This is a genomic window from Antiquaquibacter soli (genome assembly GCF_030580675.1).
Lineage (GTDB): Bacteria > Actinomycetota > Actinomycetes > Actinomycetales > Microbacteriaceae > Rhodoglobus > Rhodoglobus soli.
The window spans coordinates 232735-257906 of the sequence record NZ_JAUQUB010000001.1 but is presented as its reverse complement, the minus strand read 5'-3'; the positions used below and the strand labels follow the sequence as shown (position 1 = coordinate 257906).

At 70.5% G+C, this 25172-nt stretch carries 31 protein-coding genes; 25 read left to right on the top strand and 6 right to left on the bottom strand.

What is annotated here, in order from left to right; translation table 11 throughout:
• Nucleotides 1-14 precede the first annotated feature (14 nt).
• Nucleotides 15-842, bottom strand: coding sequence for a pyrroline-5-carboxylate reductase (gene proC / locus Q5716_RS01265; RefSeq protein ID WP_305001277.1), 828 nt, complete (start codon nucleotides 840-842; stop codon nucleotides 15-17).
• A gap of 23 nt (nucleotides 843-865) precedes the next feature.
• Between proC and Q5716_RS01260 the strand changes: the two genes are divergently transcribed.
• Nucleotides 866-1828: a cation diffusion facilitator family transporter gene (locus tag Q5716_RS01260; protein WP_305001276.1), complete on the top strand. Its 963-nt coding sequence runs from the start codon at nucleotides 866-868 to the stop codon at nucleotides 1826-1828.
• Between the two features lie 69 nt (nucleotides 1829-1897).
• Nucleotides 1898-2251 (top strand): hypothetical protein, encoded by a 354-nt coding sequence (locus Q5716_RS01255; protein ID WP_305001275.1) that lies wholly within the window; start codon nucleotides 1898-1900, stop codon nucleotides 2249-2251.
• 13 nt (nucleotides 2252-2264) lie between these two features.
• Here the strand turns inward: Q5716_RS01255 and tadA are convergent, their stop codons facing one another.
• Nucleotides 2265-2717, bottom strand: a complete 453-nt coding sequence (gene tadA / locus Q5716_RS01250; protein ID WP_305001274.1) for a tRNA adenosine(34) deaminase TadA — start codon at nucleotides 2715-2717, stop codon at nucleotides 2265-2267.
• A gap of 14 nt (nucleotides 2718-2731) precedes the next feature.
• Between tadA and upp the strand changes: the two genes are divergently transcribed.
• The gene (gene upp / locus Q5716_RS01245) at nucleotides 2732-3364 is read left to right on the top strand and encodes a uracil phosphoribosyltransferase (RefSeq protein WP_305001273.1); all 633 of its coding nucleotides are present in this window, start codon (nucleotides 2732-2734) and stop codon (nucleotides 3362-3364) included.
• On the opposite strand, the gene Q5716_RS01240 is transcribed toward upp, so the two are convergent.
• Nucleotides 3349-3888: a hypothetical protein gene (locus tag Q5716_RS01240; protein ID WP_305001272.1), complete on the bottom strand. Its 540-nt coding sequence runs from the start codon at nucleotides 3886-3888 to the stop codon at nucleotides 3349-3351. The genes upp and Q5716_RS01240 overlap by 16 nt on opposite strands.
• A gap of 337 nt (nucleotides 3889-4225) precedes the next feature.
• Here Q5716_RS01240 and Q5716_RS01235 point away from each other — a divergent pair, with 337 nt between their 5' ends.
• The 4 genes from Q5716_RS01235 (at nucleotide 4226) to Q5716_RS01220 (ending at nucleotide 7946) form a co-directional block, all read left to right on the top strand.
• The gene (locus Q5716_RS01235) at nucleotides 4226-4939 is read left to right on the top strand and encodes a winged helix-turn-helix domain-containing protein (protein ID WP_305001271.1); all 714 of its coding nucleotides are present in this window, start codon (nucleotides 4226-4228) and stop codon (nucleotides 4937-4939) included.
• Nucleotides 4940-5176: 237 nt separating this feature from the next.
• Nucleotides 5177-5920 (top strand): LPXTG cell wall anchor domain-containing protein, encoded by a 744-nt coding sequence (locus tag Q5716_RS01230; RefSeq protein ID WP_305001270.1) that lies wholly within the window; start codon nucleotides 5177-5179, stop codon nucleotides 5918-5920.
• Nucleotides 5921-6162: 242 nt separating this feature from the next.
• Complete coding sequence (locus Q5716_RS01225) at nucleotides 6163-6600, top strand: MarR family winged helix-turn-helix transcriptional regulator (protein ID WP_305001269.1); 438 nt, start codon at nucleotides 6163-6165, stop codon at nucleotides 6598-6600.
• A complete protein-coding gene (locus Q5716_RS01220) occupies nucleotides 6600-7946 on the top strand; it encodes a cryptochrome/photolyase family protein (protein WP_305001268.1) in 1347 nt (448 codons plus the stop codon). The genes Q5716_RS01225 and Q5716_RS01220 overlap by 1 nt, the downstream gene beginning before the upstream one ends.
• On the opposite strand, the gene Q5716_RS01215 is transcribed toward Q5716_RS01220, so the two are convergent.
• On the bottom strand, nucleotides 7943-8806 hold the full coding sequence (locus tag Q5716_RS01215; protein WP_305001267.1) for a carbohydrate kinase family protein: 864 nt from the start codon (nucleotides 8804-8806) through the stop codon (nucleotides 7943-7945). The genes Q5716_RS01220 and Q5716_RS01215 overlap by 4 nt on opposite strands.
• A 10-nt stretch (nucleotides 8807-8816) precedes the next feature.
• Nucleotides 8817-9728 (bottom strand): pseudouridine-5'-phosphate glycosidase, encoded by a 912-nt coding sequence (locus Q5716_RS01210; protein ID WP_305001266.1) that lies wholly within the window; start codon nucleotides 9726-9728, stop codon nucleotides 8817-8819.
• 103 nt (nucleotides 9729-9831) lie between these two features.
• Here Q5716_RS01210 and Q5716_RS01205 point away from each other — a divergent pair, with 103 nt between their 5' ends.
• From Q5716_RS01205 to Q5716_RS01190, 4 genes are all read left to right on the top strand, one after another.
• On the top strand, nucleotides 9832-11097 hold the full coding sequence (locus Q5716_RS01205; protein ID WP_305001265.1) for an amylo-alpha-1,6-glucosidase: 1266 nt from the start codon (nucleotides 9832-9834) through the stop codon (nucleotides 11095-11097).
• 47 nt (nucleotides 11098-11144) lie between these two features.
• Nucleotides 11145-11510: an iron chaperone gene (locus Q5716_RS01200; protein ID WP_305001264.1), complete on the top strand. Its 366-nt coding sequence runs from the start codon at nucleotides 11145-11147 to the stop codon at nucleotides 11508-11510.
• A gap of 152 nt (nucleotides 11511-11662) precedes the next feature.
• Nucleotides 11663-12097 (top strand): hypothetical protein, encoded by a 435-nt coding sequence (locus Q5716_RS01195; RefSeq protein ID WP_305001263.1) that lies wholly within the window; start codon nucleotides 11663-11665, stop codon nucleotides 12095-12097.
• 91 nt (nucleotides 12098-12188) lie between these two features.
• A complete protein-coding gene (locus Q5716_RS01190; protein ID WP_305001262.1) occupies nucleotides 12189-12656 on the top strand; it encodes a cupin domain-containing protein in 468 nt (155 codons plus the stop codon).
• 13 nt (nucleotides 12657-12669) lie between these two features.
• Here the strand turns inward: Q5716_RS01190 and Q5716_RS01185 are convergent, their stop codons facing one another.
• The gene (locus Q5716_RS01185; RefSeq protein WP_305002944.1) at nucleotides 12670-13158 is read right to left on the bottom strand and encodes an Lrp/AsnC family transcriptional regulator; all 489 of its coding nucleotides are present in this window, start codon (nucleotides 13156-13158) and stop codon (nucleotides 12670-12672) included.
• A gap of 129 nt (nucleotides 13159-13287) precedes the next feature.
• Between Q5716_RS01185 and ald the strand changes: the two genes are divergently transcribed.
• The 14 genes from ald to Q5716_RS01115 all read left to right on the top strand — a co-directional run bounded on the left by ald (nucleotide 13288) and on the right by Q5716_RS01115 (nucleotide 25169).
• The gene (gene ald, locus Q5716_RS01180) at nucleotides 13288-14379 is read left to right on the top strand and encodes an alanine dehydrogenase (RefSeq protein WP_305001261.1); all 1092 of its coding nucleotides are present in this window, start codon (nucleotides 13288-13290) and stop codon (nucleotides 14377-14379) included.
• A gap of 166 nt (nucleotides 14380-14545) precedes the next feature.
• Nucleotides 14546-14902, top strand: a complete 357-nt coding sequence (locus Q5716_RS01175) for a UBP-type zinc finger domain-containing protein (protein WP_305001260.1) — start codon at nucleotides 14546-14548, stop codon at nucleotides 14900-14902.
• 96 nt (nucleotides 14903-14998) lie between these two features.
• Nucleotides 14999-16021 carry an iron-siderophore ABC transporter substrate-binding protein gene (locus Q5716_RS01170; RefSeq protein WP_305001259.1) on the top strand — a complete coding sequence of 341 codons (1023 nt, stop codon included), beginning with the start codon at nucleotides 14999-15001 and terminating at the stop codon, nucleotides 16019-16021.
• Between the two features lie 79 nt (nucleotides 16022-16100).
• Nucleotides 16101-17066 carry a FecCD family ABC transporter permease gene (locus Q5716_RS01165; protein ID WP_434056598.1) on the top strand — a complete coding sequence of 322 codons (966 nt, stop codon included), beginning with the start codon at nucleotides 16101-16103 and terminating at the stop codon, nucleotides 17064-17066.
• A 47-nt stretch (nucleotides 17067-17113) separates the two neighbouring features.
• On the top strand, nucleotides 17114-18109 hold the full coding sequence (locus Q5716_RS01160) for a FecCD family ABC transporter permease (RefSeq protein ID WP_305002943.1): 996 nt from the start codon (nucleotides 17114-17116) through the stop codon (nucleotides 18107-18109).
• On the top strand, nucleotides 18106-18909 hold the full coding sequence (locus tag Q5716_RS01155) for an ABC transporter ATP-binding protein (RefSeq protein ID WP_305001257.1): 804 nt from the start codon (nucleotides 18106-18108) through the stop codon (nucleotides 18907-18909). The genes Q5716_RS01160 and Q5716_RS01155 overlap by 4 nt, the downstream gene beginning before the upstream one ends.
• Nucleotides 18896-19807, top strand: a complete 912-nt coding sequence (locus tag Q5716_RS01150; protein WP_305001256.1) for a siderophore-interacting protein — start codon at nucleotides 18896-18898, stop codon at nucleotides 19805-19807. The genes Q5716_RS01155 and Q5716_RS01150 overlap by 14 nt, the downstream gene beginning before the upstream one ends.
• 102 nt (nucleotides 19808-19909) lie before the next feature.
• Entirely contained in the window at nucleotides 19910-20284 is a 375-nt protein-coding gene (locus Q5716_RS01145; RefSeq protein ID WP_305001255.1) for a hypothetical protein, read from the top strand.
• Nucleotides 20285-20302: 18 nt separating this feature from the next.
• A complete protein-coding gene (locus tag Q5716_RS01140; RefSeq protein WP_305001254.1) occupies nucleotides 20303-21031 on the top strand; it encodes an alpha/beta hydrolase family protein in 729 nt (242 codons plus the stop codon).
• A gap of 79 nt (nucleotides 21032-21110) precedes the next feature.
• Entirely contained in the window at nucleotides 21111-22289 is a 1179-nt protein-coding gene (locus tag Q5716_RS01135) for a Fic family protein (protein WP_305001253.1), read from the top strand.
• A 55-nt stretch (nucleotides 22290-22344) separates the two neighbouring features.
• A complete protein-coding gene (locus tag Q5716_RS01130) occupies nucleotides 22345-24081 on the top strand; it encodes a lipase family protein (RefSeq protein ID WP_305001252.1) in 1737 nt (578 codons plus the stop codon).
• Nucleotides 24082-24155: 74 nt separating this feature from the next.
• Nucleotides 24156-24407, top strand: coding sequence for a type II toxin-antitoxin system Phd/YefM family antitoxin (locus tag Q5716_RS01125; protein WP_305001251.1), 252 nt, complete (start codon nucleotides 24156-24158; stop codon nucleotides 24405-24407).
• Complete coding sequence (locus Q5716_RS01120) at nucleotides 24404-24664, top strand: Txe/YoeB family addiction module toxin (RefSeq protein WP_305001250.1); 261 nt, start codon at nucleotides 24404-24406, stop codon at nucleotides 24662-24664. The genes Q5716_RS01125 and Q5716_RS01120 overlap by 4 nt, the downstream gene beginning before the upstream one ends.
• Before the next feature lie 49 nt (nucleotides 24665-24713).
• A complete protein-coding gene (locus Q5716_RS01115; protein WP_305001249.1) occupies nucleotides 24714-25169 on the top strand; it encodes a YdeI/OmpD-associated family protein in 456 nt (151 codons plus the stop codon).
• Nucleotides 25170-25172: the final 3 nt, after the last annotated feature.

Genomic DNA, 25172 nt, shown 5'->3' with positions numbered 1-25172 from the left:
GAGCCCCGAGTTCGTCACGCGCCGGCGGCGAGCTCCTTCGCGCGCTCGAGCGCGGCCGCCGTGGCCCGGGCGAAGAGGCCCTCGAGGTCGGCATCCTGCAGCACTGCGACCGCCCGCTCGGTGGTCCCCTTCGGGCTCGTCACCTGCCGACGGAGCTCGGCGGGGTCGGCGCCGGATGACGCGAGCAGCTGCATCGCGCCGAGGAACGTCTCGCGCACGAGCATCCCCGCATCCTCCGGGCTGAAGCCGAGACCGGTGGCCGCCGCGGTGAACTCCTCGACGAAGTAGAAGACGTAGGCCGGCCCCGAGCCGGACACGGTGCTGAGCGCGTCGATCTGCGATTCCGGCACCTCGAGCACGGTGCCGACCGTCTCGAACAGCGCGCGGCCGAGGGCGACGTCAGCCTCCGTGGCCCGCGCCCCAGCCGCGAGGCCGGTGACCGCCCGACCGACGATCGCGGGCGTGTTCGGCATGGCGCGCAGCACCGGGTTCGCCACGAGCGACTCCATGGTCTGCGTCGTGACGCCGGCGGCCACGCTGATCACGAGGGCGTCCGGCTCGAGCGCGCCCGCGATGGACGCGAGCGTCTCGGGCACCATCGCCGGTTTGACTCCGATGAGGACGATCCGGGCACCGCGGACCGCGCGCTCGTTGCCGTCGGGGGTGTGCTCGAGGGCGAACGACTCCACGAGCGGGCCGCGCACGAGGGCCGCCTTCGCCTCCGTGCGATTCGTGACCCGGATGCCCCCCTCCACCACGACGTCCGGCGCGAGCAACCCCGACAGGATCGCACCGCCCATCGCTCCGGCTCCGATGATGGCGATGGAAGGCAGCGTGGTCACGGCACCATCCTAGGATTGACCGCATGAGCACAGAGGGTGGGACCAGGGCTGTCATCGCGGCGCTCATCGCCAACACCGGGATCGCGGTCACGAAGTTCGTCGCCGCGTTCTTCTCCGGATCGAGCGCGATGCTCGCCGAGGGCGTGCACTCGCTCGCGGATTCGGGCAACCAGCTCCTGCTGCTGCTCGGGGGTCGCCGCGCCCGTCGCAAGGCCGACAGGGAGCATCCGTTCGGCTACGGCCGCGAGCGCTACGTGTACGCGTTCGTGGTCGCGATCATCCTCTTCTCCGTGGGTGGTGTGTTCTCCATCTACGAGGGCGTCGAGAAGCTGTCGAACCCGCACCCGCTCGAGAACTGGTGGATCCCGATCGTCGTGCTCCTCATCGCCATCGGGCTCGAGTCGTTCTCGCTGCGCACCGCCGTCAAGGAGTCGAACCGCACGCGCGGCAAGCTGAGCTGGATCGCGTTCGTTCGCCGGGCCAAGCAGCCCGAGCTCCCGGTCGTGCTGCTCGAGGATGTCGCGGCCCTGCTCGGCCTCGTCTTCGCCCTGCTCGGCGTGGGCCTCACCGTCATCACCCACAACGGCCTGTTCGATGCCATCGGCACGCTCTTCATCGGCGTTCTGCTCGTCGTCGTCGCCATCGTGCTCGGCATCGAGACCAAGAGCCTGCTCGTGGGCGAAGGCGCGACGGACGAGGATGACGCGCGCATCCGCGACGCCATCAACGCGCACCCCGACGTCGAGGCCCTCATCCACATGAAGACCCTCTACCTGGGCCCGGACGAGTTGCTGGTCGCCGCGAAGATCGCCTTCGCCGCAAAAGCGAAGCTCGCGGATGTCGCGCACAGCATCGACGCGGTCGAGTCCGCGATCCGTGCCGCCGTGCCCGCCGCGCGCGTGATCTACCTGGAGCCCGACGTCTACCAGGCCCCGGGCGCGGCCACCCCGGCGACGGACACGATCGTCATCAAGGGCGCCGACTAGCCGCACCCGGAGCGCAGGGTTAGGGCAGCCTGTCTGGACGAGCGGCCCGCAGGTGGCCAGCATGGAGGCATGGTCATCCTCCACTCGGTCCTGCTCGCCGCCCACCTTCTCGGCATGGCTGTCATCGTAGGCACGTTCCTCGTCCAGATGCGCAAGCAGTCCGACTTCGCCGTACTGCCGGTGCTCATCGGCGCGATCGTCCAGGTCGTCTCCGGCCTCGCTCTCGTCGGTCTCGCCGAAGCCGCCGACGTCGATCTCAACTACGCGAAGATCGCGACGAAGGCGATCATCGCGGTCGCTGTGCTCGCCGCCGCGATCGGCGCCTTCGTGGCGCAGCGCCGCGGGGGCCGCATCAAGCCGTTCTTCCACGCGGCCGGCGGCCTCGCCCTCATCAACGTGCTCGTGGCGGTGTTCTGGCGGTAGCGTCCGCTGAGGGTCAGCGCTTGCCGTCGAAGAAGCCGGTGAGCAGCTCGGCGCACTCGCGCTCGAGCACTCCCCCGATCACCTCGACGCGGTGGGGCAGCCGTCGGTCGCGCAGCACGTCGTGCACGCTCCCGGCGGCCCCCGCCTTCTCGTCCCACGCGCCGAAGACCACGCGCGTGATGCGCGACTGCAGCACCGCGCCCGCGCACATCACACACGGCTCGAGCGTGACGACGAGCGTGAGCCCGTCGAGCCGCCACGACCCGACGGATGCCGCGGCCTCCCGGATCGCGACGACCTCCGCGTGGGCGGTCGGGTCGCCGGTGTGCTCGCGCAGGTTCCGTCCCGCGCCGACCGCGCGACCGGCGTCGTCGACGACGACGGCGCCCACGGGCACGTCCCCGGTGCCGAGCGCGAGCCTCGCCTCTGCGAGGGCGGAGAGCATCCACTCTTCGTAGCGGTTCACAGTAGATTGAGCCTATGCGAGTCCACGTTGCCGACCACCCGCTCATCACCCACAAGCTCACGGTGCTCCGCGACAAGAACACGCCCTCCCCGACCTTCCGCGCCCTCGCCGAGGAGCTCGTCACACTCCTCGCCTACGAGGCGACCCGCGGCGTGCGCACCACCGAGGTGACGATCCAGACCCCCGTCGCCGAGACGACCGGACTTGCGATCAGCGACCCGAAGCCGCTCGTGGTGCCGATCCTGCGCGCCGGACTCGGGATGCTCGAGGGCATGGTCAAGCTCGTGCCGACCGCCGAGGTGGGTTTCCTCGGAATGGTGCGCAACGAGGAGACGCTGCAGCCCGACATCTACGCGGAGCGGCTGCCCGACGACCTCTCGAACCGCCAGTGCTTCGTGCTCGACCCGATGCTCGCCACCGGAGGTTCGCTCATCGCGGCGATCGACTACCTCTTCGACCGAGGGGCGGTGGATGTCACGGCCGTGTGCCTGCTCGGAGCACCCGAGGGCCTCGCCGCCGTCGAGAAGGCGACCGAGGGCCGCGAGGTGACGATCGTGCTCGGGGCACTCGACGAGAAGCTCAACGAGGTCGGCTACATCGTGCCGGGCCTCGGCGACGCGGGCGACCGGCTCTACGGCACGGTGTAGAGCCGCCCGAACAGCAGCACCCAGACCAGCTCGAGGGCGAGCAAGGGAAGTACGACGTACGTCGCGATGACGATCCAGACGGATGAGGCGATCGACGTCCTGAGCACCCACCGGAGTGCCCGTCGAGCGCGACCGGGCGGCACCGGCAGGCGATGAAGGGCGGCGTCGAGACAGTTCGATCGACGTCTCCGGCCCAAGCGGATCATGTCGGTGCCGAGCAGGATCGTGCCGAACGCACCGCCGAACCAGAACGCGAGGGTCACGAGGGCCTGAGGCAGTTCTGCGGCCTCGGCGGTGACGGATACGGCGCCGAGGTACTGCTCGATCGTGGCGCTCACCAGGATGACGACCGCCCCCGCGGTCGCCCCCACGGCCCAGACGAACCTGCGGCCGAGGATGGAGAGGTCGCCGAGAGGGATGAGCGGCGGATGCATCCTCGCCGCGAGCCCGGCCGCGACGAGCGTCACGGCGGCGAACGGGGCGAGGCAGTAGGCCACCACGGACGAAAGGACTTCTGCGGTCACGGGGTACTCCTGATCGTTGCGGAACCATCTGCCTGAGGGGAGCCGCGGGGAGCGACTTCATGACGGGCATCCCGCTTGTCTGCCCGCGCGAGCTGTGGCATAGTTCTGGCATGACTGTTCGCGCGTATGCCCTGACCACCCCTGAGGTGATCGGTTCCCGCGCGTCCATGTGTTGTCGAATGTGTGCGTAATCGGCTTTCTCGCCAGTCACACGTCGACGTGACTCCGGTCCAGCAGCCCTCATAACGGCCTGAACCGCACCTCCAGCAGTACCCGAAGGATCACCACCCCATCATCGCGGGGCCCTTCACCCAGAGTCTCAAAGGACACAGGACACATGTCTCTCGCTACCATCGACCGCGCCCCGCTCGCTCCCGTCTCCCCCGCGCCCGCGCCCGCGCCTGCCCCGTCCCAGCCCGGCGATTCCCGTCGTCTCCGCGCCGTTCCCACCGGCACCGAGGCGCGCGGCTTCGTGCTCTATGTCGGCATCGACGAGGCGAAGGCCGCCGCCGCGGGCACCGACCTCGGCGCTCTCGTCGAGCAGCTCAAGGCCCTCGTGGGCGACCTCGCTCCGGCCGCCGAGACCTACGCGGCCGTCGCCCTTGCGCCCGTCGGCGCGGGTGGCCGCGACGTCGACGTCGTGCGGCTCGCCCTCCAGGACCCGGCTGCCCTCGCCCAGCATCGGCACACCGAGGAGGCGCCCTCCCCGAAGCACCGCACCGGCGTCGTGATCGACATCTCGCGCAAGCGCGTCGTGCTCGACGGCGACCCCGCGGCCCTGACCTACAAGGAGTTCGAGCTGCTCCAGTACCTCGTTCTGCGCGAGGGCCGCACGATCGAGCGCGCGGAGATCATCGCGTCGCTGTGGTCGGCGGGCGACGACGAGATCCCCAACGAGCGCACGATCGACGTTCACGTGCGCCGCCTGCGCGCCAAGCTCGGCGACTACGAGGACATCGTGCGCACCGTGCGCGGGGTCGGCTACCGCTTCGACCGCCACGCGGATGTCTCGATCCGCCAGGCCTCCACGCCGAGTCCCGACTTCTTCTGAGCCAGCGCGTCATAGAACGCGACATCCGTACTCACCTTGTGTGAGGCCGATCCCCCAAGGGCCTCACCCGGTCAGGGTCGTGACTGGAGTCGGGTGGGGGCGGTTCGGGCCGCCCCCACCCTCCCCGCAGTGGCGCGGGGGTCGATCATCCGATCGCTGCTCCGCTCCTCGCGGGCCGCGAGTCGACCCCCGCGACCCGCGGTGCCCAACAGGTTCGCGTCTCGGTAGGCTCGTCGCATGCCTCGAGTGCGCCCGGTCCTCGCTCTCTCCGGACTCGCGGCCGCGATCGCCGCGACCCTGATCCTCGCCACGCCGGCGGCTGCCGTCGATTGGGTCGAGCCGCTGTGGGTCTACCCGACCACCAACGCGACGAGCGCAGCCGTCACCGCCGACGACGGGGGACCTCTGGCCGATGACGAACCGCGTCGCGGTAGGACAGTGATCATCGAGTACGAACTGTCGACGAGCGAGTTGCGAGCCGGAACGGCGGCGCTCGTGCTGGCACTGCCCGCCGGGGTCACCGTCGACTCGACGAGAACCACGGTCGAGATCGAGAACATCTCCGTGTCGATCGGCTGCAGCATCGGCGAGGGACCCTTCTCCCCGGCGAGCAGTCCGGCGAGCACCACCCAGGTGATGGTGGGATGCACGATCCCTCAGGACGAGCCAGCGGCCGATCCGCCCGCCGTCCTTCGCGTTGCCGTCGCTTTCGGTGCCGCGGCTACTCGAGAGACAGTGATCTATGCGCTCACCAGCAGCGCACCGACCTTCGCGGGACTCCCCCTCGTTCTTCACGGGGGCTCGTTGGGAGGGGAAGAGGGGGAGCAACCGCCGTCCCCGATCCCGTCTCCCGAGCTTGCTGCGACCGGGGCATCCCCATCCCTGCCCGTTCTGGCGGGCGGGATTCTCCTGCTCCTCGCCGGGGGCACTCTCTTCGCGCATCGACGGTTCGCGGCCCTGAGCAAACTCACAGAAAAATAACGTTTCGATAACTAGACAGCGTTACCGTTCCGTTATACATTTCTAGAGCAGAAGTTGTTTGCTGTGGCAGCTTCAGCGGAATGTGATTGCAGGACACTCTTGGTGCAAGGGAGAGGGTCGGTTCCAAGCCTCTGGAACCGACCCTCAATCCTGTTAACGGCACCTGCCATCCAGAATCTCGCGCCCGTTACCGCTCCCCCGACACGACCGTGCATGTCCGTGCGAATGCATAGAGTTGTCGTGTGAGTGAGAGGGCAGCGGCGGTCGCCGCCTGGGAGGCGCTGTTCCGCGCCCAGGTCGCCGTGCTCCGCCAGCTGGGGTCCGAGTTCCCCGACGAGCTCTCCCTCAACGAATACGACGTGCTCTTCAATCTGTCTCGCCAAGACGACCACGCGCTGCGGATCCGCGACCTCAACAAGCACCTGCTGCTCACTCAGCCGAGCGTCAGCCGGCTCGTCGACAGACTCGCCGGTCGCGGCCTGGTGCGCAAAGAGGCCGACCCCGGTGACGGCCGCGGCACGATCGTCTGCCTCACCGACGAGGGCTTCGCCCTCTTCCGCAAGGTCGCGATCCCGCACTCGACCTCCATCCACCGCCACATGGACGTGCTGACCGACGACGAACTCGCCACTCTCACCGCACTCACCGATAAGCTGCGGCGCTCGGTGACGGACGGCTAGTGGCCGGCCCCACCCTCGTCTGGCTCCGGGACGATCTGCGGCTCGCGGACAACCCGGCGCTCACCGCGGCGGTCAGCCGCGGCCACGGGGTCGTCGTGGTGTTCGTACTGGACGACGAGAGCCCGGGCATCCGGCCGATCGGTTCCGCGAGCCGGTGGTGGCTCCACCACTCCCTCGCCGCGCTCGACGCGTCTCTGGACGGGATGCTCGTGCTGCGTCGAGGCCCGGCGGAGCGGGTCATCCCCGCCCTCGTCGACGAGCTCGGCGCCACCGCCGTGTACTGGAACCGTCGCTACTCCGCCGCGCGCGAGATCGACGCACGGATTAAGACGTCGCTGCGGGACGCCGGCGTCGAGGTGGAGAGCTTCCAGGCCAACCTGCTCTTCGAGCCGTGGACGGTGCAGACCGGTGACGGCGGCCCCTACAAGGTGTTCACGCCCTTCTGGCGCGCGTGCCTCGAGCGGGGCGGCGTGCGCGAGCCGCTCGGCGTGCCCGACCTCGGCGCCGTGCTCGGGGCCCCGGGGAGCGAATCGCTCGACGGCTGGGGACTGCTCCCGACGACGCCGGATTGGGCGGGCGGCTTGCGCGACACCTGGACGCCCGGCGAGCGCGGCGCGCACGACCGCCTCGACGCGTTCATGGGCGGCGCCCTCTCGCGGTACCACCGCCGTGACGAGCCCGCCGTCGAGGCCACCAGTCGGCTCAGCCCCCACCTGCGCTTCGGCGAGGTCAGCCCCTTCCAGGTGTGGGATCGCGTGCACGGGGTGTCGGCGAACTCGGCCAAGTTCCTCAGCGAGGTGGGCTGGCGCGAGTTCAGCTGGCACATCCTGTTCCACTGGCCGCGGCTCGCGACCGAGAACTTCCGCCCCGCGTTCGATGCGTTCGGCTGGGGGCACCCCGGCGACGAGGTGCTCGCCGCCTGGCGGCACGGGCGTACCGGCATCCCGCTCGTCGACGCGGGGATGCGCGAGCTCTGGCACACCGGCTACATGCACAACCGCGTGCGGATGGTCGTCGCGAGCTTCCTCATCAAGAACCTCCTCGTCGACTGGCGGGTGGGCGAGGAGTGGTTCTGGGACACCCTCGTCGACGCCGACGAGGCCAACAACCCCGCGAGCTGGCAGTGGGTCGCCGGGTCGGGGGCGGATGCCGCGCCCTACTTCCGCGTGTTCAACCCGGAGCTGCAGGCGAAGAAGTTCGACCCGGACGCGGAGTACATCCGGCGGTGGGTGCCCGAGTACGGCACGCCCGACTACCCCGACCCGATCGTCGACCTCGCTCGCTCTCGGCAGGAGGCGCTCGACGCGTACGAGGCGGTGAAGGCGGCGGCTGCGTCCCGCGGCTAGGGCCGGGCGCCCATGGCGCCCACGGCGCGCGCCGCCACCTCGGTTCCTGCGACCGCGGCAGCACGGGCATCCCGAGACCGCGTCCACTCGGCAAGGTAGCCGGCGCAGAACGCGTCGCCCGCTCCCGTCGGGTCGACGACGTCGACGAGCACCGCGGGCACCGCGAACGACGAGCCGCCGAGCGACACGATGACGCCGTCGGTGCCGAGGGTGAGCACGACGTGGTCGAACGGCAGGGCCGCGGCGACCTCTTCGGGCGATTCGAGCCCGGTGAGCAGCCGGCCCTCGTCGAGGCTCGCGAACACGATCGTCGCCCCCGCGATGGCTCGAGAGAACTCCTCGACCCCGTAGTCGGCGATGAAGCCGGCCGAACCGGGCGAGACCGACACGTCGACGCCCGCGGATCGGGCGCGGTCTACGAGCTGCGGGATGCCCGGGCCGTTGAGGAGGGTGTGACCGGTGAAGTGCAGCACTCCGGCGTGGGCGAGCAGGGCATCCGTCACGTGCTCGCCGGTGAGGGCGGCGTTGGCGCCCCGCTCGGTGAGCATGTGCCGGCGCTGCCCGTCGACGAGAACGACGATCGTGCCCGTCGGCAGCTCGGGATGCTCGGCGAGGTGCACCTCGACCCCGGGCAGCCGGTCGGCGTGCCGGGTCGCATCGCCGCGACCGACGATGCCCACGAAGTCGACGGGTGCGCCGAGGTGCCCGAGCCACGCCGCGGTGTTGGCGGCCGAGCCGCCGGGGCTCTGCTCGATCCTCGACGGGGTGTCGGTGTCGTCCCGGATGGGACCGCGGGGCACGACGACGATGTCGTCGATGACGTCTCCGAAGCAGACGATGCGCCGGGCGGAGCCCGCCACCGCCCCGACCTCAGGCAATCGCGCTCCAGGCCGTCGCGATGCGTCCCGCGACGCGCACGTTGTTGCGCGCGAGGTCGAGGTTGACCTCGAGGCTGCGACCGCCGGAGAGCTCCACGATCTTGAGGAGCAGGAACGGGGTCACCGCCTTGCCGGTGACGCCCGCCGCGGCCGCGAGCTCGAAGGCCTCGGAGATCACGCGGTCGTGCTCTTCGGGCTCCCACGCCTGGTCGGCGGGTATCGGGTTGGCGACGACGATGCCCTGGCCGTGGCCGAGCTGGTCCTGCGCCTTCATCACTGCGGCGACCTCCTCGGCGGAGTCGACCGACCAGTCGAGCGTGTACGCCGACTCGCGCAGCCAGAAGCTCGGGAACACCCGAGTGCCGAAGCCGAGCACGGGGATGCTGAGGGTCTCGAGCCGCTCGAGGGTCGCGGCGATGTCGAGCACCGACTTGACCCCGGCGCTCACGACGGTGATGGGGGTGACGGCGATCGTGTCGATGTCGGCGGACTCGTCGAACGACTCGCTCGCCCCCTTGTGCACGCCGCCGAGACCGCCGGTCGCGAAGACACGGACGCCGGCGAGAGCGGCGAGGTGGCTCGTGGCGGCGACGGTGGTGGCGGCGCTCGCGCCCCGCGCGGCGAGGATCGGGATGTCACGCACGCTCGCCTTGGCGAGGTCGTCCTCGGCGATGCGGCGCACGCCCTCCCCATCGAGGCCGATGCGCGGGACCCCGTCGAGGATCGCGATCGTCGCGGGCGTGACATCCTGCTCGCGGAGGATCTGCTCGAACTCGATCGCGGCCTCGTGGTTGCGCGGGCGGGGCAGGCCGTGGCTGATGATGGTGGACTCGAGGGCGACGACGGGGCGCTTGTCGGCGAGCGCGGCGGCGACCTCGTCGGAGACGACGAAGGGCTGTGACATGGTGCGACCAGCCTATGTCGCGCGTCGACATTGAAACGTGTCAAAATAGTTGCCGCCGACCACAAAGCCGCGGGCCGATGCCGTGGGGCGCCGAGGAGCAACGATGCTGGACCGCTGGACGCGCCTGCTCGAGAACTACATCCACACGAACGCCGAGCAGATGATGAGGGAGCCCTCGGGTGTCCTCCGCCACCCGTACACGGTGCCGTCGAGCCCCGACTCGCCCTACTACTCGTCGACGCTGTGGGACTGGGACTCGTGGTTCACGACCGTGGCGCTCGGGCAGGTCGAGGCCGACACCGAGCAGCCCGGGCGCTTCCGCAAGTACGAGGAAGGCGTCATCCTCAACTTCCTCGAGCACACCGACGACGACGGCGTCATGCCCATCCTGCTCAAGCCCGACGGGCCCATGCTGCACGGCGACCCGTCGCGCGCTGGCGGCTTCAGCGAGAACATGCATAAGCCCGTGATCGCCCAGCAGGCCGCGAACCTCACGCGGCGCGCGGGCACCGCGAGCTTCATCGAGCCGCACCTGCCCGCGCTCGAGCGCTTCCTCTCCCGCTACCTCGAGAGCCACATCCACCCCGAAACGGGACTCGCCTACTGGCAGAGCGACTTCGCCGTCGGCGTCGACAACGACCCCTCCGTGTACTACCGCCCGAACAAGTCGAGCGCCGCCGTCTACCTCAACTCGCTGCTCTACCGCGAGCTCCTCGCCTACGGCTACCTGCTCGAGGAGTTCGGTCGCAAGAGCGAGGCGAACGTGTGGCGAGGCCGCGCCCAGGACCTCGCGGATGCCGCGAACGAGCACCTGTGGGACGAGCGCGACGGCACCTTCTACTCCGCCGACCTCAACCTGCGGCCCATCGACGGGGACGACTGGCTGCACGCGGGAGCCCCGCGGCACTGGTCGTCGATCATCCACCGCATCGACAACTGGTCGAGCTTCCTGCCCCTGTGGGCCGGCTTCGCCTCCCAGGAGCAGGCGGAGCGCATGGTCGAGCGCTATCGCGACACGCGCACCTTCTCCGCCCAGTACGGCGTGCGGACCCTCTCGAGGCTCGAGAAGCAGTACGACCTGCGCGCGTCGAACAACCCGTCCAACTGGCTCGGCCCGATCTGGGGCATCAGCAACTACCTCGTCTTCCGCGGCCTCGCCAAGTACGGGTTCGTCGAGGATGCCCGCGAGCTCGCCGAGAAGACCGTGCGGCTGTTCGGCCAGGACCTCGAGGCCACCGGCAGCCTCCACGAGTACTACCACCCCGACTCGGGCGAGCCGATCATGACGAAGGGGTTCCAGAATTGGAACTTCCTCGTGCTGCAGATGATCGCGTACCTCGAGGGCAGACCCGTGGTCGCCGAGTTCTAGGACCAAGGCCCCTGGTCGGGTGAGCCGCTCGCGAGCAGGATGGACTTGTGAGATCAGCCGTACCCCCGAGTGAGCAGATCGCGACCGCCGACGAGTCGGATCGCGGGATGCTCGAGCGCCTGTACGACCGCGCCCGGGCTCTCGCACCCACCGCCGAGGACAGCACGAGCTACGGCATGCCCGCGCTGCGGTACCGCGGTCGACCGCTCGTGAGCGTGATGCCGACGAAGGCGGGCTACTCCGTCTACCCGTTCAGCGCGGAGGTCGTGGCGACCGTGCTGCCCCTCGTCGAGGGGTTCGGCTCGACGAAGGGCGGCATCCGGTTCACGGCGGAGCGGGTCATCCCGGACGCCGCCTTCGATGCCCTCGTGGCGGCGCGGATCGCGGAGATCGACGCGGCACTCGGGCACTGACAGGGCTTTCCCAGAGAGCCTGGTGAGCGCGGCGTTTCGTCCCGCTCTGGCCCCCGAACGGGGGTGGCTCGACCAAACCGTGCGGTGCCGCCCTCCGGACCCCTCCCACGACCGGGACATCCCCGGATCGCGAAGTGAAGAGGAGTTCAACCATGAACACGATCAGCACGAAGACCGCATTCGGAGCGACCGCAGCCGCCGCTGCACTCGTGGTGGTGGGAATCGCCGCGCCGGCGACGGCCGACGACCACGGTTACTCGAAGGGGTACTCGTACTCGTATTCCTCGCAGCAGACAACCGACATCCCCGTCGTCATCACCCCGGAGATCGGTGACATCTCGGTTCTCGACGGCGGCGTGCTCGACGGCGGTGTGCTGAACGGCGACATCGCCAACGGCAACGACGTGAACGCGCCGGTGCTCTCGGGCAACGACACCACCACCGTGGTGACCGACGTCGTCGACAGCGACGTCTCCGACATCGTCGACAGCAGCGTCGGCGACATCACGGGCGACCTCGACGTCGACGGCCTCGTGGACGACATCACGAGCGGCATCGACCTCGGCCTCGAGGGCATGTTCGACTAATCGCCCGAGCCGTCCCCGACTGGAAGCCCCGCGGAGCCCATGCCGCGGGGCTTCCGTCTGCCGCCGGGTCGCATCCCGGTACTGTGGGCGCATGCGACCCCTTGCCGCCGCCCTGCTCGTCGTCGGACTGCTCGCGGGATGCTCGAGCGCTCCCACCCCGACCGACACTGCGAGCCCCACCCCCGAGGCATCCGCCCCGCCCGTCGCCGTCGCGGAGATCGCGGAGGGCGACCGCGCCGATGGTGTCGACGTGAGCGTGCCCGGGCCCACGCAGGTGAACTACCGCGAGATCACCATCGAGCCAGGGGCCGGCACCGGGCTGCACTGCCACTACGGACAGCTCATCGCCGTGGTGGCGCAGGGCGAGCTCACCCACTACGCCGACATCTACCCCGAGGGCGTCCACGTGTATCGCACGGGCGAGTCGATCGTCGAGGGGGCCGAATACGTGCACGAGGGAGTCAACGAGGGCGACGAGGACGTCGTGCTGTGGGTCACCTACATCACCCCCGAGGGCAAGCCGCTCGCCGAGACCGACCTGTCGAAGTGCGAGCAGTAGGGGCGGGTCACCGCTACTGGAACGACGCCGCGACCTCGTTGCGGTGGTAGTCGAAGATGATGCTCGTGCGGGTGGATGCGACGCTGCGCTGACCCGACAGGTGCTCGACGACGAACTGCCGCAGCGCCGAGCTGTCCGCGACCCCGATGTGGATCATGAAGTCGTCGGCGCCACCGAGGAAGAACACCTGGATGACCGGCTCCAGCCGCCGGACCTCCTCCGCGAACTCCCGGATGCTCTCCTGCCGCGACCCGGGGCGGAGGGTCACACCGATCATCGCGTGCAGCCCCCGGCCGAGCATCCGGTGGTCGACGCTCGCGTGGATGCCCGTGACGACGCCGCGCTCGAGGAGGGACTTGAGCCGCACGTGAGCGGTGGAGGGAGCGACTCCGGCCGCGGCCGCCAGTTCAGCGTTCGTCATCCGTCCGTCGCGGGAGAGGAGGTCGACGAGGCGCCGATCGACCTCGTCGAGGTCGGCTGACCGAATCCCGTTCGACTGCATCGCCACGTTCCTCCCGCTTTCTCGAAGCATCCTAGCGCTCTGGCACTTCTGACCGAAGATTCGTCGAAGCCATTCCTGTCCAGCGAATTTTCTGCAATTCTCGACCACAACCGTCAGGAGGAGTGCGACATGCGAGTCGGTGTGCCCAGTGAGGTCAAGAACAACGAGCGCCGCGTCGCCATGACGCCGGCCGGAGTCGACGCGCTCGTCGCGCGCGGGCACGACGTGCTCGTGCAGTCCGGTGCCGGTCTCGGCTCCCACATCCCCGACGAGCAGTACCGCGCCGCGGGCGCCACGCTCGTCGACTCGGCGGCCGACGTCTGGGGGTCCGCGGACTTGCTGGTGAAGGTGAAGGAGCCGATCGCCTCCGAGTACGGCTACCTGCGCTCCGACCAGGTGCTCTTCACCTATCTCCACCTCGCCGCCGACCGGCCCCTCACCGACGCACTCGTCGCCGCGGGCACGACCGCCGTCGCCTACGAGACCGTGCAGCTCCCCGACCGCAGCCTGCCGCTGCTCTCCCCCATGAGCGAGGTCGCCGGTCGCCTCTCCGTGACCGTGGGTGCAGCATCCCTCATGAGCGCCGCGGGCGGACGCGGAACGCTGCTGGGCGGAGTCGCGGGCACCGACAAGGCGTCTGTCGTCGTCATCGGCGGCGGTGTCGCGGGCGAGCACGCGGCGGCCAATGCGCTCGGCCTCGGCGCCGACGTCACCGTGATCGACCTGTCCCTCCCCCGACTGCGCGACCTCGAGCGCCGCTTCGACGGCCGCATCAAGACCCTTGTCTCGAGCCGCTACGCGATCGCGGGCGCGGTCAGGGACGCCGACCTCGTGATCGGCTCGGTGCTCGTGCCGGGCGCCGCCGCGCCCAAGCTCGTCACCGACGAGATGGTCTCGACGATGAAGCCCGGCTCGGTGCTCGTCGACATCGCGATCGACCAGGGCGGGTGCTTCGAGGGCTCGCACCCCACCACCCACGACAACCCCACCTTCGCGGTGCACGACACCGTGTACTACTGCGTTGCGAACATGCCGGGCGCGGTTCCGGTGACCTCGACCCGGGCGCTCACCAACGCGACGACCCCCTACATCCTCGCGCTCGCCGACAAGGGCTGGGATGCTGCGGCAGCCGCCGACGCCGCCCTGGCGGGCGGGCTCAACGTGCGCGACGGCCACGTCACCAACGCCGCCGTGCGCGCCGCCCACGGACTCGCCGACTGACGAACGCTCGGCGCTCTCGTCTTCCCGAGCGCGGGAGCTGCGGCCGCCCGCCCGAGTTGCAGCACCCGCGCGCGGCAGTAACTCCCGCGCGACCGAATCGGACGACCGGGAACCGCCCTCGACTACGAGCTTCGGGGCGCTACTCGAGGGCTAGTACCCTCGAAGCGTGACGACCGGCATCGATCCCGCAGTCCCTCCGAGCGGTACCGGCTGCGTCGAGTGCGACTCGACGGGGTCGTGGTGGGTCCACTTGCGCCGATGCGCCCAGTGCGGTCACATCGGGTGCTGCGACGACTCGCTGAACAAGCACGCCACGGCGCACTGGCGGGCGACCGGGCATCCGATCATCCAGAGCTTCGAGCCGGGCGAGGACTGGTTCTGGGACTACGAGCGGGATGACTGGGCCGACGGTCCGACGCTGGCACCGCCGCACGCGCATCCCGAATCGCAATCCGTGCCGGGGCCGGCGGACCGGTTGCCCCGCGATTGGCGGGAGCAGTTGGCGGCCGATCGCGGGCAGTAGCTGAGCGCAACCCTCGTTTGACGCGACCCGAGTAGTTAAGGTTAGGCTTACCTTCCCAGCGCAATCGCGCGACATCCCCTGCGGAAGGACTCTCTCTTGGCACGCTCGCGCGTCGTCGGCTTCGCCGCCGCCACCGCCCTGGCCCTCTCCCTCGCGGCGTGCGCCGCTCCCGCCGACCCCGGCCCCGCGCCGGACGCGACCGGCGACGGCACCTTCCCGGTGACGATCGAGCACGCCTACGGCGAGACGGTCATCGAGTCGAAGCCCGAGCGCGTCGCCACGGTCGCGTGGGCCAACCACGAGGTGCCGCTCGCCCTCGGCATCGTGCCCGTCGGCATGAGCAAGGCGACGTGGGGCGACGACGACAACGACGGCGTGCTGCCGTGGGTGGAGGACAAGCTCGAGGAGCTCGGCGCCGAGACGCCCGTGCTCTTCGACGAGACCGACGGAATCGACTTCGAGGCCGTCGCCGACACCGACCCCGACGTCATCCTCGCCGCCTACTCCGGTATCACGCAGGAGGAGTACGACACCCTCTCTAAGATCGCCCCCGTCGTCGCCTACCCGGATGTCGCGTGGGGCACGTCGCTCGAGGACATGATCCGCCTCGACTCCGCCGCCCTGGGGCTCTCTGCCGAGGGCGACGCGCTCATTGACGACCTGCACGCCCAGGTGGATGCCGCACTCGCCGACTTCCCCGAACTCGACGGCAAGAAGATCCTCTTCTCCTACATCGATCCCGCGGACTTCAGCCAGATCGGCTTCTACACGAGCCACGACACACGACCGGGCTTCCTCGAGTCGATCGGCCTGCCGACGCCGCAGGTCGTCGCCGACGAGTCCGCCACGACCGACGAGTTCTATGTGAGCATCAGCTCCGAGGAAGCGGACCGCTTCTCGGACGTCGACGTCTTCGTGACGTACGGCGAGGCCGACGGCGCGATCGTCGGTCAGCTGCAGGCCGATCCGCTGCTCTCGCAGATCCCGGCGATCGCGAGCGGCTCGATCGCGGTCCTCGAGAACTCCACTCCTCTCGCCGCCTCGGCGAACCCGTCGCCGCTGTCGATCGGGTGGGGCATCCACGACTACTTCGCCCTCCTCGCGAGCGCGCTCTCGTAGGGTGACCTCGCGCTCCAGCCTGCTCCCGCCGGACGCCGCCTCGCTGCGGCGCCCGGCGGTGGCGCGACTGGCGTGGCTGATGGCCGGGCTCGGGATGCTCGCGCTCCTCGTCATCGCGTCGATCGCGTTCGGCGCTCGCGACGTCAGCCTCGGCGACATCGTCGCCGCGCTCTCCGGTGACGTCAGCACGGTCTCGACCGCGGCCGTCGTCGCGCGGCTGCCGCGCACGGTGCTCGCGATCGTCGTGGGCGCGGGGCTCGCGCTCTCGGGCGCGGGACTCCAGGCGGTGACCCGCAACCCGCTCGCCGACCCGGGCATCTTCGGCGTCTCCGCCGGGGCATCCCTCGCTGTCGTCTCGAGCATCGCGTTCCTCGGGCTGGCGAACCCCTACGCCTACATCGCGCTCGGCATCCTCGGCGCCGCGGCCGCCGCCGTCTTCGTCTACACGGTCGGCTCACTCGGTCGGGGCGGCGCGACGCCGCTCACCCTCGCGCTCGCGGGGGCGGCAACGACGGCCGCGTGCATCTCGCTCGTGAGCGCGATCCTGCTTCCGCGGGTCGACATCCTGGAGACGTTCCGGTTCTGGCAGGTCGGCGGCGTCGGCGGTGCGACGTGGGACCGCATCGGCATCGTCGCCCCCTTCCTCGTCGCGGGCGCGCTCCTCTGCGCCGTGACCGCGCGCGGGATGAACTCGCTCGCGCTCGGCGACGATGTCGCGACAGGACTCGGCGAGCGCGTCTTCCGCACCCGGCTCGTCGCCACCGCGGGAGCGGTTGTGCTCGCCGGCGCGGCCACGGCGATCGCCGGTCCGATCGGCTTCGTCGGGCTCGTCGTGCCGCACCTGTGCCGCCTCCTCGTGGGCACCGACCACCGGTGGCTGCTGCCCTTCTCCGCGATCGTCGGCGCCGGGCTGCTCGTGGCCGCCGACGTTCTCGGCCGCGTCGTCGCGCGGCCCGAGGAGATCGAGGTCGGCATCGTGACGGCGGTCATCGGGGCGCCCGTGTTCATCTGGATCGTGCGGCGGCAGAAGGTGAGGGCGCTGTGAACGCCACGCCCGCGGTCGCCGCCCTCGACGCGGTCGTGGCCGGCCGGATGCGACGTCGCCGCCGCCGCGCGCTCATCACTGGCAGCCTCGCGCTCGCCGCCCTGCTCGTCTTCGCGGTCACCCTGATGGTCGGCAACACCTTCTACCCGCTCGACGAGGTCGTGCGGGTGATCCTCGGCCAGCCGGTGCCGGGAGCGTCGTTCACGGTCGGGGAGCTGCGCCTGCCCCGGGCATCCCTCGGCCTCCTTGCGGGGTTCGCCTTCGGCATCGCGGGATCCACGTTCCAGACGCTGCTGCGGAACCCGCTCGCATCCCCGGACATCATCGGCATCTCGACTGGCGCGAGCGCCGCGGCCGTCGTCGGCATCGTCGTGCTCGGCCTCGGCGAGACAGCGGTGTCGTTCCTCGCCCTCGCCGCCGCGCTCGCAACCGCCGCCGCGATCTACCTGCTCGCGCTGCGCCGCGGGTTCGCCGGCGCCCGCCTCATCCTCATCGGCATCGGGGTCGCCGCGATGCTGCAGAGCGTCGTCAACTACGTGCTATCGAAGGCCGCCGCGTGGGATCTGCAGACCGCGATGCAGTGGCTCACCGGCTCGCTCAACGGCGCCACGTGGGAGCGCGTCGCCCCGCTCGCCATCGCGACGGCCGTGCTCGTGCCCCTCCTCCTTATCGAGGGCCGCTCCCTCGGTGCGCTGCGGCTCGGGGATGACACGGCCGCCGCCCTCGGAGTGCGGGTGCGCTGGACCCGCGTCGCCCTCATCCTCGGCGCTGTGGCCCTGCTGGCGTTCGCGACCGCCGCGACCGGGCCGATCGCGTTCGCCGCATTCATGGCCGGCCCCATCGCCGCCCGGCTCGTCGGAGCGGGCGGCTCGCCGCTCCTCGCCGCCGGACTCGTCGGCGCGCTCCTCGTGCTCGTCGCCGACCTCATCGGGCAGTTCGCGCTCGGCACCCGCTATCCGGTCGGCGTCATCACGGGGGTCATCGGCGCCCCCTACCTCGTGCTCCTGCTCATCAGGTCGAACCGCTCCGGAGGAACGCCATGACCGACCATCACACCCTCGCCGCGGAGGCGGTATCGCTCGGCTACGGCGACCGCACCGTCGTCGACTCACTCGACCTGGCCGTCGCCCCCGGGGCGATCACGGCGATCGTCGGGGCGAACGGCAGCGGCAAGTCGACGCTCCTCAAGGCGCTCGCGCGGCTCATCCCGACCCGCTCCGGCCGCGTGCTCCTCGACGGGGCGGACATCCACCGGATGCCGCCCAAGCAGGTCGCCCGCACCCTCGGGCTCCTGCCGCAGGGCCCCGTCGCTCCGGAGGGCATCGCCGTCGCCGACCTCGTGGGCCGGGGGCGGCATCCCCACCAGCGACTGCTCGCGACCTGGACCTCCCACGACTACGAGGCCGTCGCCTCCGCCCTCGAGGCGACCGGGATCGCCGACCTCGCCGACCGCGCCGTCGACGAGCTCTCCGGCGGGCAGCGCCAGCGGGCGTGGATCGCGATGGCGCTCGCCCAGGAGACCGACATCCTGCTGCTCGACGAGCCGACGACGTTCCTCGACGTCGCCCACCAGATCGAGGTGCTCGACCTGCTCACCGACCTCAACCGGTCACGGGGCACGACGATCGTGATGGTGCTGCACGACCTGAACCTCGCGTCGCGGTACTCCGATCAGCTCGTGGCCATGCGCGACGGCCGCATTCACGCGGTCGGGGCGCCCGTCGAGGTCGTCACCGCGGAGCTCGTGCGCGAGGTATTCGGGCTCGAGAGCCGAGTCATCCCCGACCCCCTGTCCGACACGCCGATCGTCCTGCCGAGGGGGAGGCACCATGTCCAGGCCTGAGTCGCCGTTCCTCCTCGCGCGCGCGATCGTGACCCGGATCGAGCCGCTCTCGTCGAGCTTCGTGCGCATCACGTTCGGCGGCGACGAGCTCGCCGAGTTCGGCAGCGCACAGCCCCTGTTCGACCAGCGCATCAAGCTCATCTTCCCCGGAGCGGCCGGCACCCTGCCGGCGCTCAGCCCCGACGCCGACTGGTACCAGTCGTGGCTCGCGCTGCCCGACGAAGAGCGCGGTGCCATGCGCACCTACTCGGTGCGGTCGTACTCGACCGGCAGCGTCGTCGTCGACTTCGTGCTGCATCTCGCCCCGGGTCTCACCGGTCCGGCCTCGCTGTGGGCGAGCGGCGCCCAGGTCGGCGACGCGATACTGCTCCTCGGTCCGCGGCGCGGTCGGGAGTGGGGCGGCATCGAGTACGCCCCCGGGGATGCGCGCCGCATCCTGCTCGCCGGCGACGAGACGGCCGCGCCGGCGATCGCGCGCATCCTCGAAGACGTCGATCGCGACGTGTCAGGTGCCGCGTTCATCGAGGTGCCCAAGGAGGGCGATGCGCTCGCTATCGATGCGCCGGCTGGGGTGCAGGTGCACTGGATGCCCCGCGCCGGCCGCGCGCACGGCGAGGCCCTCGTCCCGGCGGTGCTCGACTACCTCGGTGCCTCCCCCGCCGTCGAGGGCATCAGCGACGCCGACACCCCGGACCCGCTGTGGGAGACCCCCGTCTGGTCGACCCTCGGCGAGGAGCTCGGGGCGGCGGAGAACCACGCCGACCGGTACTTCTGGATCGCCGGCGAGAGCGGTGTCGTCACGACACTCCGGCGCCACCTCGTCAAGGACCTCGGCATCGACCGCGCGCAGGTCGCGTTCATGGGGTACTGGCGGCGCGGGGTGGCGATGCGGGGGTAGAAGCACCCGCTTGTACTCCTCCCGCTCCGCGCGATCAAGGCCTTCGCCACGCGCACGCGGGAGGAGTAGACCTGTCTCGACAGCACTCGAGAGGGGGTCGGGATGAGCGCCATCACCCACGACGAGGACCTCGATCGCACGCGACCGGATGCCGCATCCCTGCGCCGCCACGTCGAGCGCACCGCCGCGCACGCCTTCGTCGGCTGCGCCCTCGTCATGTCGATCCTCTGCGGCGCGATCATCGTGGCCGGCTGGTTCGCGGGGGTCATCGACGACCGCGCCGAACGCTTCTTCTGGGCGGGCGCGATCCTCGGTTTCGTGGCGATCGTGATCCTCGGGCTCGCCGCGTTGCCCGGGGGCGACGACGACGTGCGCACCACCCGTCGGGTGCGGTGGATGCTGCGCGCGGGCATCCTGCTGTTCCTGTTCTCGCCCGCGCTGTGCATCGCCGCCCTCATCGCGGACTACTACGGGTAGCGCTGCTACCGTCGCAGCATGAGGCTGCGCGCGCTGGTGCTCGTGCTCGCGGGTGCGGTGCTGCTCGCGGGATGCTCCGCTCCCCTGCCCGGGGGGCCCGCGCGCACCGAGGCCGTGGAACTGCAGAGCGGGGATGTCACACTCACGGGCATCCTCGAAGTCCCGGCCCTCCAGCTGGGCGAGCGCGTGCCGCTTGCCATCCTCATGCACGGGTGGACCGGGTGGAACGACGACGCCCACCTGAAGCGCGGGGCCGAGCAGCTCGCCGCCGTCGGCATCGCGTCGCTGCGCGTCAACTTCACCGGGCACGGCACGAGCGGGGGCGACGTCGCCGACATGCGCTCGGCGGTGCCCGTCGAGCTCGAGGACACGCAGGTCATCTACGACTTCGCGCGCGGCCTCGACTTCGTGACCGACATCAGCCTCGTGGGGTACTCGCTCGGCGGGCTCGTCGCCTCGGTGTTCGCGGGCGAGCATCCCGACAACATCTCCGCGCTCGTGCTGCTCGCACCCGCACCGCCGTACGGGGTGTACTCGCCCGCCTACCAGGCCGCGGAGCAGTTCGACGGGCCGGTGCTTATCCTCCAGGGCGACTCCGACGAGCTCGTCACCGTGCAGGTCGCGGAGCGGTACCTGCGCGCGTTCGAGGGCGGGGAGCTGCGCATCCTGGAGCACGAGAACCACGCGTTCACCTACGGCACCGACATCGAGGGCATGACGGTGGACTTCCTTCTCGCGAACTCATAATCGCTCGCTCGAAAATTATGAGTAACTCGGTTACTCATAATTTTTGCGGATATCATTATGAGTAACGGGAGGAGCGCCGATGGACTGGCCGAGCATCGGCGCAGAGAAGTTGGAGTGGCTGGAGCCTCCCGGCTGGGGCGCGACGGCCGCTCGCAACGAGCACTTCGTGCGGTACTACGACGCAGCGGTGCCCCCGTTCATTGCAGGCCTGAGCCCTCGCGCCCAGCCGGACACGGCAGCGCTCGCTGAGCTGGCCGCCCACGAGCTCGGCCGTTTCGACGCAGAACTCGGCGACCGCGTGGCCGCCTTCGCCCCTGTGCTGCTGCGTTCCGAATCGGCATCGTCCTCGCAGATCGAGAACCTCACCGCGAGCGCGCGCGCCATCTTCAGCGCGGAGCTCGGGGCGCGAACCGGGCGCAACGCCGAAGAGATCGTCGGCAACACTCGAGCGATGCAGGCGGCGGTCGCACTCGCAGACGACATCTCCGCCGAGTCGATCCTGGAGATGCACCGCACCCTGATGTCGGGGCAGTCCCGGCACACCCCCGGTGAGTGGCGGGATGAGCCGGTCTGGATCGGTACCCGATCTGACAGCCCCGTCGGTGCCGAGTATGTGGCACCCGACCACCACCGAGTCCCCGAGCTCATCGACGACCTCGTCGCCTTCTCGAGGAGGCTCGACCTGCCGCCGCTCACCCACGTCGCGGTTGCCCACGCCCAGTTCGAGACCATCCACCCGTTCAGCGACGGCAACGGCCGAACCGGCAGGGCACTCGCGCAGTCCTTGCTCCGTCATCGCGGAGTGACCCGCAACGTCGCCGTGCCTGTCTCCGCGGGTCTGCTCGCGGATGTCGAGGGGTACCACCGGGCGCTCACGTCCTATCGGGAAGGCGATCTGGATCCGCTCGTCACGGCCTTCGCGAACGCGGCACTGCGCGCGGTGGCCAATGCCCGCATCCTCGTCGACGAGCTCACGAGCATCCGTACGGAGTGGGATGATCGCCTGACCGTTCGGCGCAGCAGCAACGCGTGGCGGCTCCTCGACGTGGTCGCGCGACGTCCTGTTCTCGATGCCGCGAGCGCCGCCGCAGAGCTCGGCGTGAGCGTACCCAATGTGTACCCCCCGCTCGCGACGCTGACCGATGCCGGCATCCTCGCCGCGAAGTCGGAGCACCGGCTCGGACCCTTCTGGCGCAGCAACGAGATCCTCGATGCCGTCGATCGATTCGCTGAGCGAGCGGGACGGCGTCAGCTCTAGCCCCCCCCCCGCACCGGGGATGCTCCTGCGCCGCGCCCGCCCCTACGATGAACCCATGACCCGCCGGAGACCCGAACTCCTCGGCCCCGCTCTCGCCCTCGCCGCCGTGCTCGCCGTGAGCCTCGGCGCGTGCACGGCACCGCCCGCCCCGACGCCCAGCCCCACGCCCACCGCCGCGAGCACCCAGCCGTGCGAGAACCGCGTCGGCACCGCCGTGCCCGATGGACTCGGCCCCGGCGACGTCGTCGACTCGCTCGAGATCACCCCCACCGGCGACGCCAGCTACCCGGTTGGCGCGCGCTCGTGGCGCATCCTCTACGTCACCACCGGCGTCGACGAGACCGACCTGCAGCTCGTCTGCGGCACCGTCACGGCACCCGCTGCCGGTCCCGCCGTGGTCGACGGGAGGGCGCGCATCCTGAACTGGTCGCACGGAACCGTCGGCATCGCGCAGGACTGCCTGCCCTCGAGCGACCCCGCCGTCGGCCTGTGGGGTCCCATGCCCGGAGGCATCGGTGCGGTCGCGTGGGGTGCCGACCTGAGCAAGCGCGAGGGCGAGGCATCCGACGGTCTCCTGCAGTTCGCGGTCGACCAGGGGTGGGTCGTCGCCGCCGCCGACTACGCGCCCGACTCGACGTACGTGGTCGGCAAGACGGAGGCATCCGCGATCCTGGATGCGGCGCGCGCCGCCACCCAGCTCGTCGACTCGACGTTCGCGGATGCCCCGACGAAATACGACGCCGTGATCTGGGGCCACTCGCAGGGCGGGCACGCCGCCCTCTGGGCCGGCCAGCTCTTCGACAGCTACCTCGCGGCGACGCACCCGAGCGGCCCGGTCGCCGACCTGACCCTGCGCGGGGTCGCCGCCCTCGCCCCGGCGAGCAACTTCATCACCCAGCCCGGGCAGCCCGGCGTGGTGGCGGGCGACGGCCTCGCCGACTGGGAGATGCACAAGAACATCGGGCTCGACCTGCCCGTGGCGGCCCTGCAGATGCAGATCGGGCCGGCCCTGTTCTCCTACATCTTCGGTGCGTGGGATGCCCTCGCCGACGGCCCCGCGCCCGCCGCCGACGCCGCGTTCCCCGCGTACCCGCTGACCGCGGGCGGGGTGCAGCTCGACGCGATCGCTACCGCGGAGGGCGCGCAGACCGTCGCGACCGTCAAGGAGCTGTGCCTGCGCCGGTCATCCGCGGGGGCCGTTCAGTCGGCGGTGGAGAAGTACGGCGACGCGTCCGCGAACCCGATGGTGGTGCCCGAGATCTGGAACCTGCCCGCCGGCTACCGCTCGGGCGAGTTCTTCCGCGGCGGCCTCGACGCGACGTGCGCGGCGCCGCCCACCGAGGGCCTCGCGACGTGGTGCGCGTGGATGCTCTACAACCTGCCCGGCCCGCTCGGCAGCAACCCCTTCCCGAAGGTGCCCCTCTCCGACGGCCAGCCCGTGCCGCTGTTCCTCGCCCAGGGACTCGCGGATGACATCATCCACTGCCAGCCCGCGGGCGGCGCCGGCGACCATATCCCGGATGCCGCGAACTGCATGACCCGTGCCCTCTACGACTCGCTCGAGCCGCTGTATTGCATCGACGGCACCTCGTCGCTGACGCTGCACGGCGTCGCCGCGGCCGGCATCGGCGGGGTGGACTCACCCGCCACCCACTTCTCCATCCCGGGCGAGATCGCGGCGAAGTCGATCGCCGGCGACGAGCTCGTCTTCGAGGGGTCGCCGCTGCAGCGGTTCTTCTCGGAAGCGTTCGACGGGAGCGTCGCGCCGGGGTGCTCGATGGTGGTCAGCTGACGGGGCCAGTTAGACCGGCCTGTCGACCAGGCGCACAGTGGTACGCTATCCCGTACCACTATGAAGGAGTCCGCATGGCCGCGATCACCGCGACGGACGCCCGGAAGAACCTCTTCGGGCTCATCCAGCAAGTCAACGAGGACCACGCGCCGGTCGAGGTCGTGTCCAAGCACGGCAACGCAGTTCTCATCTCGAAGGACGACTTCGACGCCATCACCGAGACGGCCTACCTGCTGCGCAACGCGAAGGGCGCCGAGCGCCTCCTCGCCGCGCTCGAGCGCGCCCGGCGCGGCGAGTTCGAGTCTCACGACCTGCTCGAGGCGTGAGCCGCCAGCTCGCCTTCGACCGCGACGGGTGGGAGGACTACACCTACTGGCAGACACAGGACCGCAAGACCCTGCGTCGCGTGAACGCCCTGATTCAGGATGTCCTGCGAGACCCGTTCACCGGACCCGGCAAGCCCGAACCGCTCAAGCACATCCTCTCGGGCGCGTGGTCTCGCCGCATCGACGACGCCAACCGACTCGTCTACCTCGTGACCGACAACCACATCGTCATCCTGCAGGCCCGCGACCACTACTGAGCCCCTGCCCGCGAGCGCCCGAGAAACGTAGGTCGCGGGTCGGCCCCTCGTGAGATTGACGGATGCCGCGAGCGCGTCGCTCCCGTCGCGCGGCCAGGTGGCTGCCACGGGCACGCTCAACGGCACCCCAATCACGACCGTCATCGAACCGGACGGGGCGAAGGGGCACTGGCTTGCGCTGCCGGCGTTCGCCGAGGGAGACCGAGTCTCCGTGTCGCTGCGGGCGGCAGCGGAGTGGCCCGAGCCATCCATTCCTGCCGACCTCGCGGCCGCCCTCGCCGCCGCACCCGACATCGACGACGACTGGCACGACATCACCCCCATGGCCCGCTGGGAGTGTGTGCGCTGGGTAGGTGCCACGAAGAACCCCGAGACGCGGGCCAAGCGCATCGAGGTCTCCATCGACAAGCTCCGCAAGGGCAGCCGTCGACCCTGCTGCTTCGACCTGACCTCGTGCACCGACCCGGAGCTCGCGAAGAACGGAAAGCTGCTGGGGTTGGGCTAGGGA

What these genes read in the sequence shown, in the direction of transcription:
- Q5716_RS01260 (WP_305001276.1), top strand. Translation starts at nt 866, where the DNA reads ATGAGCACAGAGGGTGGGACCAGGGCTGTCATCGCGGCGCTCATCGCC.
- Q5716_RS01255 (WP_305001275.1), top strand. Translation starts at nt 1,898, where the DNA reads ATGGTCATCCTCCACTCGGTCCTGCTCGCCGCCCACCTTCTCGGCATG.
- upp (WP_305001273.1), top strand. Translation starts at nt 2,732, where the DNA reads ATGCGAGTCCACGTTGCCGACCACCCGCTCATCACCCACAAGCTCACG.
- Q5716_RS01235 (WP_305001271.1), top strand. Translation starts at nt 4,226, where the DNA reads ATGTCTCTCGCTACCATCGACCGCGCCCCGCTCGCTCCCGTCTCCCCC.
- Q5716_RS01230 (WP_305001270.1), top strand. Translation starts at nt 5,177, where the DNA reads ATGCCTCGAGTGCGCCCGGTCCTCGCTCTCTCCGGACTCGCGGCCGCG.
- Q5716_RS01210 (WP_305001266.1), bottom strand. Translation starts at nt 9,728, where the DNA reads ATGTCACAGCCCTTCGTCGTCTCCGACGAGGTCGCCGCCGCGCTCGCC.
- Q5716_RS01205 (WP_305001265.1), top strand. Translation starts at nt 9,832, where the DNA reads ATGCTGGACCGCTGGACGCGCCTGCTCGAGAACTACATCCACACGAAC.
- Q5716_RS01195 (WP_305001263.1), top strand. Translation starts at nt 11,663, where the DNA reads ATGAACACGATCAGCACGAAGACCGCATTCGGAGCGACCGCAGCCGCC.
- Q5716_RS01190 (WP_305001262.1), top strand. Translation starts at nt 12,189, where the DNA reads ATGCGACCCCTTGCCGCCGCCCTGCTCGTCGTCGGACTGCTCGCGGGA.
- Q5716_RS01185 (WP_305002944.1), bottom strand. Translation starts at nt 13,158, where the DNA reads ATGCAGTCGAACGGGATTCGGTCAGCCGACCTCGACGAGGTCGATCGG.
- ald (WP_305001261.1), top strand. Translation starts at nt 13,288, where the DNA reads ATGCGAGTCGGTGTGCCCAGTGAGGTCAAGAACAACGAGCGCCGCGTC.
- Q5716_RS01165 (WP_434056598.1), top strand. Translation starts at nt 16,101, where the DNA reads ATGGCCGGGCTCGGGATGCTCGCGCTCCTCGTCATCGCGTCGATCGCG.
- Q5716_RS01160 (WP_305002943.1), top strand. Translation starts at nt 17,114, where the DNA reads ATGCGACGTCGCCGCCGCCGCGCGCTCATCACTGGCAGCCTCGCGCTC.
- Q5716_RS01155 (WP_305001257.1), top strand. Translation starts at nt 18,106, where the DNA reads ATGACCGACCATCACACCCTCGCCGCGGAGGCGGTATCGCTCGGCTAC.
- Q5716_RS01150 (WP_305001256.1), top strand. Translation starts at nt 18,896, where the DNA reads ATGTCCAGGCCTGAGTCGCCGTTCCTCCTCGCGCGCGCGATCGTGACC.
- Q5716_RS01145 (WP_305001255.1), top strand. Translation starts at nt 19,910, where the DNA reads ATGAGCGCCATCACCCACGACGAGGACCTCGATCGCACGCGACCGGAT.
- Q5716_RS01140 (WP_305001254.1), top strand. Translation starts at nt 20,303, where the DNA reads ATGAGGCTGCGCGCGCTGGTGCTCGTGCTCGCGGGTGCGGTGCTGCTC.
- Q5716_RS01135 (WP_305001253.1), top strand. Translation starts at nt 21,111, where the DNA reads ATGGACTGGCCGAGCATCGGCGCAGAGAAGTTGGAGTGGCTGGAGCCT.
- Q5716_RS01130 (WP_305001252.1), top strand. Translation starts at nt 22,345, where the DNA reads ATGACCCGCCGGAGACCCGAACTCCTCGGCCCCGCTCTCGCCCTCGCC.
- Q5716_RS01125 (WP_305001251.1), top strand. Translation starts at nt 24,156, where the DNA reads ATGGCCGCGATCACCGCGACGGACGCCCGGAAGAACCTCTTCGGGCTC.